The 13,264-nt window shown below is 72.6% G+C and carries 6 protein-coding genes; 5 read left to right on the top strand and 1 reads right to left on the bottom strand.

Annotated features, from left to right (window positions below; translation table 11 throughout):
• Positions 1 to 67: 67 nt before the first annotated feature.
• Entirely contained in the window at positions 68 to 7,384 is a 7,317-nt protein-coding gene (locus tag AZE13_RS23600; protein WP_066935568.1) for a non-ribosomal peptide synthetase, read from the bottom strand.
• A 618-nt stretch (positions 7,385 to 8,002) separates the two neighbouring features.
• Between AZE13_RS23600 and AZE13_RS23595 the strand changes: the two genes are divergently transcribed.
• The 5 genes from AZE13_RS23595 to AZE13_RS23575 all read left to right on the top strand — a co-directional run bounded on the left by AZE13_RS23595 (position 8,003) and on the right by AZE13_RS23575 (position 13,168).
• A complete protein-coding gene (locus tag AZE13_RS23595) occupies positions 8,003 to 8,941 on the top strand; it encodes a beta-ketoacyl-ACP synthase III (RefSeq protein ID WP_066935565.1) in 939 nt (312 codons plus the stop codon).
• A 71-nt stretch (positions 8,942 to 9,012) separates the two neighbouring features.
• Complete coding sequence (locus AZE13_RS23590) at positions 9,013 to 10,194, top strand: FAD-dependent monooxygenase (RefSeq protein ID WP_066935563.1); 1,182 nt, start codon at positions 9,013 to 9,015, stop codon at positions 10,192 to 10,194.
• A 23-nt stretch (positions 10,195 to 10,217) separates the two neighbouring features.
• Positions 10,218 to 11,726 (top strand): phthiocerol/phthiodiolone dimycocerosyl transferase family protein, encoded by a 1,509-nt coding sequence (locus tag AZE13_RS23585; RefSeq protein WP_220127594.1) that lies wholly within the window; start codon positions 10,218 to 10,220, stop codon positions 11,724 to 11,726.
• Positions 11,726 to 12,628, top strand: a complete 903-nt coding sequence (locus AZE13_RS23580) for an SDR family NAD(P)-dependent oxidoreductase (protein WP_066935561.1) — start codon at positions 11,726 to 11,728, stop codon at positions 12,626 to 12,628. Before AZE13_RS23585 ends, AZE13_RS23580 begins: the two co-directional genes overlap by 1 nt.
• A gap of 72 nt (positions 12,629 to 12,700) precedes the next feature.
• Positions 12,701 to 13,168, top strand: a complete 468-nt coding sequence (locus AZE13_RS23575; protein ID WP_066935558.1) for a nuclear transport factor 2 family protein — start codon at positions 12,701 to 12,703, stop codon at positions 13,166 to 13,168.
• Positions 13,169 to 13,264 lie beyond the last annotated feature (96 nt).

The following is a 13,264-nucleotide window of genomic DNA, read 5'->3' as shown; positions in this document are numbered from 1 at the left end:
GTGCGCCCACCCCGTGATCTTCCGCCTTGATCGTCTCACAGCCGCCCGGCCGGTATCCGAGCGGAGGTCAGCCCCGCAGAGCGGCCTGCGACAGTTCCGTGAGCGTCCGGGCGACGGTGGCCACGTGCGGCTCCTTCATGAGGGACACATGATCGCCCGGTACGTCGACGACCTCCAGGTGTCCCCGCGTCCGGTCACTCCAGCCGTTGCCCGGATCCCGGTACAGCGTCCTCGCCGACTCGTGCATCTCGGTGAGCGCCGCGGGCAGCGGCTCCTGGGCACGGAGCAGGGTGATGTCGAGGTCGGGTGTCCCGGGGCGGTAGTCGAGTGCCGCCTGCCAGTTGCCGGCGTAGACGCGGAACAGCCTGCGGACGATCTCCCCGGAGCTGCCCGCCGGGAGCACGCCGAGCTCGACGGCCCGGCGCGCGATCCGCGCGAAGCGCTCGTCCAGGCTGCCGGCTTCGTCCTGTGGTCCGGTCAGGGGCGAGTCGTCGTCCCGCTTGGCCCACAGGAGTTCCCAGAAGAACCAGCCGAGCAGTGCGTCGTCGGTCGACCGGGTCCGCCGGCCCTCGGGCAGAGCGACGGTGTCCAGCAGGAACGTCTTCGCCACCTCCGCGCCCTGGGCCGTGAGCTGACGGGCCATCTCGAAGGCCACGAATCCGCCGAAGGACCAGCCGCCCAGCACGTACGGGCCCTCGGGCCGTACCCGGCGGATCGCCGCGAGGTAGTGCGCGGCGAGCTCGCCGACGCTGGACAGGGGCTCGGTGCCGGCGTCGCTCCCGGGTGCCTGCAGGGCGTAGAAGGGCTGGTCCTCGGGGAGGCGCTCGACGAGCGGCGCGTAGCACAGCACATTGCCGCCCATGGGGTGGACGAAGAACATCGGCGGACGCGTGCCGCCGGTGCGGAACGGCACCAGCGGGTCGAAGGCGGCGGTGCGTGCGCCGCCGTCCCGGAGGAAGCACGCCAGTTCCGCGGCCGTCGGGGACATGATGAAGCGGGACATCGGCACGTTCACCCCGGTGCGCTGCTCGATCAGCACGATGAGCCGCATCGCGGTGAGCGAAGTGCCCCCCAGGTCGAAGAAGTTGTCGTGCACGCCGACCTCGGGGGTCCGCAGCAGCTCGGCGAGGAGCGTGACCAGCAGCCGCTCGTGCGCGTCGCGCGGCGGGGTCCGGTGGGCCCGTTCGCCGTCGGCCAGGGGTAGGGCGCGGAGCGCGGCGTCGTCGCGCTTGCCGCTCGGGGTCTTCGGCAGCCGCGGCAGCCACGCGAAGTGGGACGGCACCATGTGGTCGGGGAGCGATCGCCGGAGCAGCTTGCGCAGTTCGGCGGTGTCCGCCGTGGCCGGCGCGGCCGCCGGGTCCGCCGCGCTGCCCGTGACGGCCCCGTCCACGGTGCCCGCCGCCGGCCCGTCGCCGACGAGGAACGCCGCGAGGAAGGAGTCGATGCCTTCGCGCCGCCGCGCCACGACGGCGGCCTCGCGGATGCCGGGGAAGCGGTCGGCCAGGGCGGTCACGGCCAGTTCGACCTCGGCCGGTTCGACGCGGTAGCCGCGGACCTTGATCTGGGAATCGGCGCGGCCCAGACACACCACGTCGCCGCCGGGCAGCCGCAGGCCGAGGTCCCCGCTCCGGTAGAGCACGCGGTCCGGTGAGCCGGCCGGTGTGCCGTCCGGGTGCGGGACGAAGCGTTCCCGGGTCAGGTCCGGGCGGCCGAGGTAGCCGTCCGCGAGGCAGCTGCCGCCCAGGTGGATCTCGCCCTGGACGCCGTCCGGCACCGGGCGCATCCGGTCGTCGAGGACCAGCACCTCGGCGCCGTCGATCGCCTTGCCGATGGGCGGCAGCGCGGGGAAGGCTGCGCTGTCACCGGTCATCGTGAAGCTGGTGACGACATGGCTCTCGGTCGGCCCGTACTGGTTCTCCAGCAGCACACCGGGCAGCGCGTCGCACAGCCGCCGGATCTCCGGCGTGACCCGCAGCTGCTCCCCCGAGGAGATCAGCACCCGCAGCCGCCCGGGCACCAGGCCGAGGGCCTGGGAGGTCTCGGCGAGCTGCTGGAGGGCGACGTACGGGAGGAAGACCCGCTCGACGCCCTCCTCGTCGAGGAGTCGCAGGAGGGCCGCCATGTCCCGGCGCCGGTCCTCGGTGACGATCCGCAGGCTGCCGCCGGAGCACAGCGTGGCGTAGATCTCCTGGAAGGACACATCGAAGCTGAGCGGCGCGAACTGGAGGGTCCTGCCCCCCGCGGATCCGCTGGGGCGGCCGTTCTGCCAGGTGACCAGGTTCGCCAGGGAACGGTGCGGCATCGCCACGCCCTTGGGCGCTCCGGTGGAGCCGGAGGTGAACAGGATGTACGCGATGTGCTCGGGCGCCGGCCGCGGGCCGCCGTCGGCGCCGTCGATGGCGTCGGCACCCTGCCCGGCCGCCGGCGGGTCGTCGGCGAGGACGTCCTCCGCGAGCAGCGTGCGGGCTCCCTCCGGGGCCAGGCCGGCGTGCGCGCGGTGGGCGACGATCCGCACCGGTGCGGACTGCTCCACCATCGTCCGGAGCCGGTCCTCGGGGTAGCCGGTGTCCAGCGGTACGCACGCGGCGCCCGCCTTGGCGACGCCGAGCACCACGGCCACGGTCTCCGGAGCCCGGTCCATCGCGACGGCGATCCGGTCGCCCGGCCCGGTGCCGCAGCCGCGGAGGTGTCCGGCCACCCGGTTCGCGGCCGCGTCGAGCTCCCGGTACGTCCAGGAGCCGCCGTCGAAGGCGAGCGCCTGGGCGCCGGGGGTGCGGCGCACCTGTTCCTCGAAGAGGTCCACCACGGTGCGCCGCGCGGCGGGGAGGGAGGCCGGGGACGGTGCGGCGGTGCCGGCCGTGGCGTCCGCGAGGAACCCGAAGTCGACCTGTTCCTCGGGTTGTTCGGTCATCCGGCGGAGGATGCCGGTGAAGGCGGCGCCGAAGAGGTCGGCCTGTTCGGGCGAGAAGGTCCGCCCGTCGTAGTCCACGCGCAGCCGGACGCGGCCGTCCGCCGGGTCGGCGATGGCGTTCACCAGGATGGCGAAGTTGGTCTCCTCCCAGGTCCGGAAGGACCGCAGGCGGATGCCCGGGAGCTGGAGGGCGGGGGCCAGGACGTGGAAGTGGACGTAGTTGAACGCGGCGTCGACGGCCGGCCTGCCCAGCGCCTCCTGCACCGAGCTGAGCGGATAGCGGCGGTGCGGGTGGCTCTCCTGCTCCTGGGCGAACGCCTGCCGCGCCACCTCCAGCCAGCTCCGGCCGGAGTGGACGAGCCGGACCGGCATGGTGTTGAGGAACAGACCGGCGATGCGGTCACCGCCGGGTACCTCGGGACGGCCGTGGGTCACCAGACCGCAGGCGAAGTCATCGGCGCCGAACTGGCAGCCGAGCGTGAGCCGATAGGCCGCGAACAGCAGCGACTTCAGCGGGATCCCGTGTTCCGCCGCGAGACGGCGGGCCGCGGCCTCCACCTCCGCGGGTACGTCCACGTGCCGGACGATCTGCCCGGTCTCCCGCGGCGCCAGGTGGGAGCGGAACCCCTCGAAGCGGGGCACGGTGGCGGACTCCAGCAGCCGCGTCCAGTACGCCCGCGACGCCTCGGACTCCCGGGCGGCGCGCTCCGCCCGCGCGTAGTGGGCGAGCGAGGGCAGCGCGGTCTCCGGCACCGGGCCGGGGCGCGGGCCGAGGTGGTGCGCGTAGTCCTGGAGCAGTTCGCCCAGGAGAGCGGCGACGCTGCCGCCGTCGAGCAGGGAGTGGTGGAAGCTCAGCACCAGCTCGACCGAGGAGGAGCACACATAGAGCTGGAAGCGGCACAGGGGCGCGGCGGTGAAGTCGTAGCGGTGGAAGCGCCGTTCCTCGATGTGCGCGGCGATCTCCTTGGCGGCGCTGTCGGCGTCCCGGTCGCGCAGGTCCGTGACCTCGCACAGGCCGGAGACACCGGAGTGCACGATCTGGAGCGGTTCGGAGAATCCGGACAGGTCGAAGGAGCTGCGCAGCGCCGGATGGCGCCGGGCGAGTCTCCCGGCCGCGGCCCGGAACGCCTGCTCGTCCCAGGCCATCTCGAAGCTGTACCGGAACACGTCGTGGTAGACGGCCGAACTCTCCGATTCCAGGCTGTGGTAGATCAGTCCGAGCTGGAGCCGGCTGAGCGGGAAGGCGTCCGTACCACGCGCCGCGGCCCGCGCCCGGTCCTCCTCCGCGAGCAGCGCGAAGGGCTCGATCCCGGCGGGGCCGGCCGGGACGGCGTCCTGCGGCCCGGTGCCGGTGCGGGCGGCGAGCCCGGCGACGGTGGGCGCCTGCATCAGGTCGCTCAGGGAGAAGTGGAGGCCCTGCTCCTCCGCCAGGGCGCGCACCCTGAGCATGGTGATCGAATCCCCGCCCAGGGCGAAGTAGTTGTCGTGCACGCCGACCGGGTGGACACCGAGCACCTCCGACCAGACGGCGGCCAGTGCCGCCTCGGTCCCGTCGGCCGGGGTGCCGTCGCCGCCGCGGGCCGCGGCGGGCTCGGGCAGCGCCCGGCGGTCGGCCTTGCCGTTCGGGGTCAGCGGGATGCCGTCGATCCGTACGAAGTACGAGGGCACCATGAACTCCGGCAGCGCCTCGGTCAGATGGGCGCGGAGCGCGGCGTCGTCGAGCTCTCCGTCGGCGACGCAGTAGCCCACCAGGTGGGTGCCGCGTGCGGGGGAGTGGCGGTCGACGACCAGCGCGTCCCGCACACCGGGCGCGGTGGCGAGACGGCTCTGTACCTCGCCGAGCTCGATCCGGTTGCCGCGGACCTTGACCTGCCCGTCGATCCGGCCGAGGTACTCCAGAGTGCCGTCGGCGAGCCAGCGCGCCAGGTCTCCGGTGCGGTACAGCCGCTCCCCGGGGACGAAGGGGTCGTCGGTGTACTTCTCCGCCGTGAGCTCCGGGCGGCCCAGGTAGCCGCGGGCGACCTGGACGCCGCCGATGCACAGCTCGCCCGCGGCGCCCGCCGGCTGCAGCCGGTCCTGCGGACCGAGCACGTACAGCCGGGTGTTGTCGACGGGCCGCCCGATGGGCACCCGGGTGACCGGTGCTCCCGGGATGGCGGGCAGGTCGTGGTACGACACGTCGACGGTCGCCTCGGTCGGTCCGTACAGGTTCACCAGGAGCGGGCCGTCGGCCCCGAAGACGCGGTGGAACTGCTCGACGCGGGAGGCCGGCAGCGCCTCGCCGCTGCAGAAGACCTGCCGCAGAACGGCCGCCGTGGCCGCGCGCCGGGCGGGGGAACTCTCCAGCAGGTCCAGGAACGGGCCCAGCATGGAGGGGACGAAGTGCAGAGTGGTCACACCGCACTCCTCGATCGCCCGCACGATGTGCCGCGGGTCCTTCTCCCCGCCGACGGGCAGCAGCGCCACGGCAGCGCCCGTGACGCCCCACCAGAACAGCTCCCAGACCGAGACGTCGAAGGAGACCTGGGTCTTCTGGAGGATGACGTCGCGCTCTCCGAGGGGGTAGCGGCGCTGCATCCACGCGAGCCGGTTGATCACCGACCGGTGTTCGACCATGACGCCCTTGGGCGTACCGGTGGAACCCGAGGTGTAGATCGCATAGGCCAGGTCGCGGGAGGAGGCAGCGGGTTCGAGGGCGGTGTCCGGTCCGGTCAGCAGCGTGCCGACGGGCAGTACGGGGAGGTCCTCGCCGACGCCGGCGGGTATCCCGTCCGGCTCTTCTCGCCCGTCGCCCACCAGGACCGCCTTGGCGCCGCAGTCCCGCAGCAGGAACGCGATCCGCGCGCCCGGGTAGCCGGGGTCCACGGGGACATAGGCGGCACCGGACTTGAGCACGCCGAGCAGCGCCGTGAGCAGGTGGGGGCCGCGCCGCAGCAGCACGGCGACCCGGTCGCCGGGTACGACGCCGAGCGACCGGAGCCGCCGGGCCACCTGGTTGGCGCGCCGGTCCAGCTGTGCGTAGCTGAGCGCCGGCACCGCACCGCAGGCCGCCACGGCCGTGCGGTCCGGGGTCCGGTGCGCCTGCTCCTCGAACCGGCCGTGCACCGTCGCGTCCTGGTCGAACGCGGTGGTGCGGCCGGTGCCCCAGGCCAGCAGTTCGCGCTGCTGGGCGTCGGTGAGGACCGGCAGCCGCCCGGAGGGCAGGTCCGGTGTGTCCAGGCCCGCGCGCAGCAGGGAGAGCACCTGGTCGGCCAGACCGGTGATGGGCAGGTGCTCGTCGAAGACGTCCCGCGCATAGCCGAGGTCGACGTGGATGTCGCTGGTGTCCTCGAAGGCCCGGACGACCACGGAGAGCGCCTCGCCCTCGTGCAGGGTGCTGATCAGCGTGGTCTCCCGTCGCACACCGGGCAGCGCCGCGGGGCGGGGGAAGCGGAGGTAGGAGACCGTGACGTCGAACAGCCGGCGGGAGTCGGCGAGGCCGGCGGGGAGTTCGCGCAGCACGTCGCCCAGGGCGAGCCGCTCGTGCGCCCGCAGATCGCGGGTCCTGCGGCGGACCTCGGCCGCCATCTCGGGCAGGGTCAGCCCGTCCCGCGTGGTGAGGCGCAGCGGCAGGGTGTTGGCGTACTGGCCGACGGTACGCAGCTCGGCTGCGGAGCGCCGGTTGAGCATCGGCACGCCGAGCACGACCTCGTCGGTGCGGTGCAGCCGGGCGAGGCAGGCGCCGAAGGCGGCGGTCAGGTACGCGTACGGGGAGTGGCCGGCGGCGAGTATCCGGTCCACCAGCGCACCCTCGACGACGAAGGTGTGCCGGCCGCGCGGACGCTGCTCCGGCCTGGCCGCCGCGCGGGGGAACAGCGCGGGGCGTACGCCGTCCAGGGCGCTCCGGAAGAAGGCCCGGTCCTGGTCGAACCGGTCCGAGGACCGGTACCGCGCGTCCTCCGGCACCGAGTCGCGGTAGTCCGGCGCGGGCGTCTCGTCGAGGGGGGCGCCGGCGGTCAGCGCCGCGTAGTCGCGGCTGACCTGGAGGCTGAACTCGTTGAGGGCGTACCCGTCGAGGACGATGTGGTGGGTCCGCAGGAAGAGGTGGGTGACGGTGTCCGTCTCGCGCAGCAGCGCGGCCTGGCAGAGCCTGCCCCGGCGGGCGGTGAAGGCGTCGTCGAGCGCGGACCGCATCCACGCGGCGCAGGCGGCTTCCGGGTCGGCGGCGTCGCGGAGGTCCACCACCTCGACCTGCGGGGCCTGGTGCTCCCACCACTGGCAGGGCCGGCCGTCCCGCTCGTCGAACCGCAGGTGGAAGGCGTCGTTGCGCTCCAGGGCCCGTTCCACGCAGGCGCGCAGGACGTCCAGGTCCAGGCGGCCGGCGAAGCGGTCGTGCAGTCCGCAGTTGAACTGCGGCGAGTCAGGCCGGAGCGAGTCCGCGGCCCATACGTCCCGCTGATACGCATTCAACGGAAGCTGCGGCTGAGTGGTCAATGGACTGCCTTTCCGGAGGGGCAGGAGCGGAAGCAGATCAGGCCCGCACCGAGAGCCCCCCGGCTGAAAGGGCGGACCGCTCTGGATTCGCGTGAGTGGCGCTCTTGAGGGCCTGCGGTATTTCGTTCTAGTAGTCAAAGGAATTTTTGTCCAGCCGTGCCATGAGCGGGATTCTCTGTTTGTGATGCGCAACACTCTTCCGGTGCTCTTCCGGTGGTCTTCGGAATGCGGCGGGGAGGGGTGTGCAACTGCCGGAAATAGTCAGTTGCACACCCTTCGGCAGGGGCCCTCAGGTGGTCAAAATCCCTGGAATCTCCGGCCCCGGCCTGCTGTGCGGCGTTGTCCTTCAGTATTGAAGCGACGGGCTTTTGGTGTTATCCGGGCTCCACCCGAAGGCCCTCCGGGTAGGATCGCTAATCGAGCCGCGCCACTCCGTGCGTGGTTTTTATATTTCCCTGTACGTGTCCCCTCGCCGGGTGTCGGCGAAAGCGGAAAGTCCGGCCGGAACGTCCGATCGGAAAGTTCGGAAAATCCGGGTAAATTCCTCGGCAGGAACTCGGCGGCGGGGGACTCTGAAACAGGAACCCAGTAACGGGAACTCGTCGACAGGAACTAGGGATGACCGGATCACGTGTGGTGGCGCTCGGCCACTACCAGCCGTCGAAGGTGCTGACGAACGAGGACCTGTCGGCCATGGTCGACACCAGCGACGAGTGGATCCGTACCAGGGTCGGCATCCGGACCCGCCGGATCGCCGCCGATGACGAGACGGTCGATCACATGGCCGCCCGGGCCGCCGAGAAGGCCCTGGCCAACGCGGGGATGGACGCCGCCGAGATCGACCTGGTCATCATCGCCACCTGCACGGCGTGGGACCGGTCGCCGAACATGGCGGCCCGGGTCGCCCGGCGGCTGGGGATGCCCGGACCCGTCGCCCTCGACCTCAGCGTCGCCTGCTCGGGGTTCACCCACGCCCTGACCACCGCCGACAGCCTCATCCGTGCCGGCACCGCCACCAAGGCGCTGGTGGTGGGCGCCGAGAAGCTCAGCGCCTTCACCGACTGGACCGACCGCACCACCTGCGTCCTCGTCGGGGACGGAGCGGGTGCCGTGGTCCTGACCGCCTCGGAGGAGCCGGGCGTCGCACCGCCGGTCTGGGGCTCCGTACCGGAGATGTCCGAGGTGGTGCGGATCGAGGGCGATCCGGCCCGGTTCGCCCAGGACGGCCAGCGGGTCTTCCGGTGGGCCACCACCGTCCTCCCCGACATCGCCCGCTCGGCCTGTGACAAGGCCGGAGTGACGCCGGAGGACCTGGCCGCCGTCGTCCTGCACCAGGCGAACCTCCGCATCATCGAGCCCGTCGCCCGGAAGATCGGTGCCGTCGACGCGATCGTCGCCCGGGACGTCGTGGAATCCGGCAACACCTCGGCGGCGAGCATCCCCATCGCGCTGTCGAAGCTCCTGGAGCGTGCGGAGATCACCCCGGGCGCCCCCATCCTGCTCTTCGGCTTCGGCGGCGGTATGGCCTACGCGGGTCAGGTCATCCGCTGCCCCTGAGGGCGGCAGGTCTTCCGCTGCCTCTCACGGGCCGGACCCGGACACCCCCTGGACGACGACGGAACGGACTCATGACGATCACACGCCGGCGCAAGGTCATCATCATCGGGGCGGGCATCGGCGGCCTGACGGCCGCCGCCACGCTGCGCCGTATGGGGCTGAGCGTCGAGATCCACGAACGGGCCACGGAACTGCGGCCGGCCGGCACCGGGCTGTCCATCATGTGCAATGCGCTGACGGCACTGCGCGCGGTCGGCGTCGACCTGCACGCCGCACTGCACGAGCGAAGCCGGAGCTTCGACGCGATCCACGTCCTGCGCAGCGACGGCCGCCCGATACGCACACTGCGCACGGGCGAGGTCGCGAACCGCCTTGAGTCGGCCAACTTCGCGGTGCACCGCGCCGACCTGCAACAGGTGCTCCTGGACGCCCTCGGCGACGACTGCCCGGTCGAACTCGGCGCCAGGGCCACCGGCTTCACGGTGGACGAGGACGGCGTGACGGTGGAGTTCGCCGACGGCCGCAGCACCCGGGGCGATGTGCTCATCGGCGCGGACGGCTTCCACTCCGCGATCCGCCGTCAACTCGCCGGCCCGGAACGGCCGGACGAGCACGGCTACCTCTGCTGGCTGGCGACCGTACCGTTCGCGCACCCGAAGATGCCCAAGGGGTACGTCGGCCACTACTGGGCGCCCGGCAAGCGGTTCGGGCTCATCGACATCGGCCACGGCCGTGCGTACTGGTGGGGCACCCGGAACGTGCCGGCCGCCGTCGCCCGGTCCTGGGACGGCCCGAAGGAGGAGATCCTCCGCACCTATGCGGGCTGGGCGGAGGAGGTCGGCGCGGCCATCCGGCAGACGCCCCGGGAGCACATCGTCACCGTGCCCGCCAGGGACCGCCCCTTCCTGGAGCGCTGGGGCTACGGCCCCGTCACCCTGCTCGGTGACGCCGCGCACCCGATGCTCACCAGCCTGGGCCAGGGCGCCGCCATGGCCATGGAGGACGCGGCCGTCCTGGCCGAGTGCCTGGCCGGCGCGCAGGACCTGCCGCGTGCGCTGCGCGACTACGAGAACCGGCGCCGGGCCCGTACCCGGCAGATGGTCCAGAGCTCCCGTACGCTCAGCCGCATCGAGCAGTGGGAGAAGCCCCTGTCCGTCCGCGCCCGCGAGCTGTACTTCCGGTACGCACCGGAGTCGGTGTTCGCCAAGCAGAACGACGCTGTACTCCACTACCGTCCGGTCGCGGCGTCATGACCGGCGGCCGTGAGGTGAGGGCGATGGCCGGTCGTGACGTGATGGCCCCCAGGCACGCACCGGACGGTTCGTGGCGGCCGCTGGGCCCCGTGGAGCGCTGGTACTGGATCACCGACCAGGTCTCCCCGCTCAACGGGGTCTGCGTCGCCAGGGTGCACGCACGGCTGCCGGAACGGCTCTGGCGCGCGGCCCTGGACGTCCTGAGCGCACGTCATCCGCTGCTCAACGTCGTCATCGCGACGGACGAGGACGGGGCGAACCCGCGCTTCGTCCCGGCGGACGGCCTCACCGTCCCGCTCCGGTACGAACTGCCGGCGGAGCCGGCGGAGGCGGACCGAGGAGCGGGGGAGCCGTACTGGGTGGCGGAGGTGAACGGGCACGCCCTCGTCGAGCGGGTGGACCAGCGTTCCGGACCACTGGCCCGGGCCGTCGTCCTGGACCGGGGCGCGGCCGGGGGCCGGCACCCCGAGCAGTGCCTGGTCCTCACCCTGCCCCACTACGTCGCGGACGGCACGACCGGGCTGTCGCTGATGCGCGAGTGGATCGAGGCCGCCGCCGAGCTGGAAGGACACCTTCCCCCGTCGTCCGGTACCCCCGCCACCTCCGGTACCCCTGGTACGCCCGGCACCCCTGGTGCTTCCGGCATCTCCCGCGTCCCCTACCGGGCACTGCCGTCGGTGGAGGAGCTGCTCCCCGCCGCGCACCGCGGCGACGAGGGCGCGCGACGCAGCCGGGAGCAGCAGACCGCCGACGCGCGGACCATGGCGGAACTGCGCCCCCTCAGGGTGGTGCCGACCCGCACCGTGCCGTTCACGGAACGCCGGACGCGGCTGCTGCACCGCGAACTGACGCCGCACCAGCTGGACGTGCTCGTGGCCGCCTGCCGGGCGCAGGGCACCACTGTGCACGGTGCGCTCGCGGCGGCCATGGTGACCGCGGTGGCCCGCGCGAGCGGCGCGCGGGCACAGGAGCATGTGTCCATCGGCTCACCCGTCGACTTCCGGGGCGAGCTCGAACCGCCCGTCCTGTCGCAGGAGATGGGCGCGTACGTGGCCACCGTCCCCACCGTCGCCCGGTACCGGCCGGACCGCCCGCTGTGGGAGACGGCCCGCCACATCAGCGCGGATGTGGCCGCCCGTAAGCAACGGGGCGAACCCCTCAGCGCCATCACCACCTACGGCTCGATGTGCCCGGAGACGCCGGCCGGGGCTGCGCCGCTCCTGCGGTTCATGGACGAGGAAGGCCCGATCAACCTCTGTCTGTCCAACCTGGGCCGGGTCGACTTCCCCGACAAGGTCGGACCCTGGGAGGTCTCCGACGCCCAGCTCATCGCCGGGCTGTCGGTGAACGGCCAGTTCGTGGGGGTGGTCAACACCAGCCACGGCCACCTGTTCTGGAACTTCACCTACATCGACGGCGCACTGGCGGACGGCGCCGCGGAAGCGCTCGCCGACGACTGCCTCACGACCCTCCTCTCCGCCCTGCCGGATGCCCCGCCGGCGCCCGGCTCACCGGCGAAGGAAGGGCCGTGATGCACTCCACCCCCTCACCCGGCCGCCGTGACCGCGCCGTCGTCGTGACCGGAGCATCCACCGGTCTGGGACGCGAAACGGCCCTCCTCCTGGAGCGCAGGGGCTTCCTCGTCCACGCCGGGGTCCGCGACGAACGCGACGGCGAGGCCGTGGCCGCCGCGGCCGCCCACGGCCGGGTGCGCCCGCTGCTGCTGGACATCGCCTCCCCGGAGTCCATCCGGGAAGCCGCCGCACAAGTACAAGCGGAGACAGCGGAGAGCGCGGATTCCGGGGCGTCCGGACGACCCGTCCTGTGGGGCCTGGTGAACAACGCGGGCATCTGCGTCTCCGCCCCCCTGGAGTGCGTCCCGGCGGACGAGCTCCGCCGACAGCTGGACGTGAACGTCATCGGCAGTGTGGAGGTGACCCAGGCGATGCTGCCCCGGCTGCGGGCCGCCCGTGGCCGGGTCGTCAACATCACCTCCGGTGTCGGCTCGCTCGCCTTCCCCTACCTCGGCGCGTATGCCTGCGCCCAGTTCGCGAAGGAGGCGTTCAGCGACGCACTGCGACGGGAGCTGCTGCCGCACGGTGTACGGGTCTCGGTGGTGCAGCCCGGGGCCATCGCCACCCCCATCTGGGACAAGGTCGACGACGGCGCCGCCCGTATCCTCCAGCACACCCCGGCCTCCGTGGCGGACGTCTACCGCGCGGCGTTCACCCGCTTCGCCAGGGCGAACGCCGCCACCGCCCACAGCAGCCGGACCACCCCACGCCAGGTGGCAGCGGCCGTCGCGCACGCCCTGAGCTCCGACCGGCCGCGTATCCGCTACCGCGTCGGCCGGGACGCACGCACCGCGGCCGCACTGGCCCGGGCCCTGCCGGCGTCGGCACTGGACCGCGTGATCGCGAAGCTCACCGCCTGACCACCCGGCACGCCCCGCACACCCGCACACCCTGAGAAGCATGAGCAACAGCACGACGTGAGAGGAAGCCCGATGGCCGACACCGACACCGACACCGCCACCATCACCGCCGTACGGACCCAGGCCCGGGAGCTGTTCGGCCGCTTACTGGAGCTGCTGGAGACCGGTGACATCGAGGCATGGGTCGACCTGTTCCACGAGGACGGGGTACTGGAGTTCCCGTTCCCGCCGCCCGGCTGGGGCACGACGATCAAGGGGCACGAGGCCCTCCTCGGCCATATGAAGAACTTCCCCGAGCAGCTCGATGTGCGGTTCTCGGACGTGGTCTTCCACGAGACCACCGATCCCGAGCTGCTCGTCGCCGAGTTCACGGGTACGGGAACGGCCCGGGCCACCGGCCGCCCGTTCCACCAGTCGTACGTCTCCCTGATCTGGATCAAGGACGGGAAGGTCAGCCGCTTCAAGGACTTCTGGAACCCGCTGGTGACCGTCGAGGCCCTCGGCGGCCTGGAGGCCATCGCCCGCATCGTCGACAACTGAGTGCGCCGTCCGGACCGGTGGCTCGCACCCAGGCCGGCCCGCTGCCGGAGCAGCGGGCGGTGGGGGGCACCTACGCCGCGCTCGCGGGCTCCGTCG

The sequence above is a fragment of the Streptomyces sp. NBRC 110611 genome (genome assembly GCF_001590865.1).
In the GTDB taxonomy this organism is placed as follows: domain Bacteria; phylum Actinomycetota; class Actinomycetes; order Streptomycetales; family Streptomycetaceae; genus Streptomyces.
Note: the sequence above shows the minus strand (reverse complement) of the source record. Positions and strands in the feature narration are given on the sequence as shown.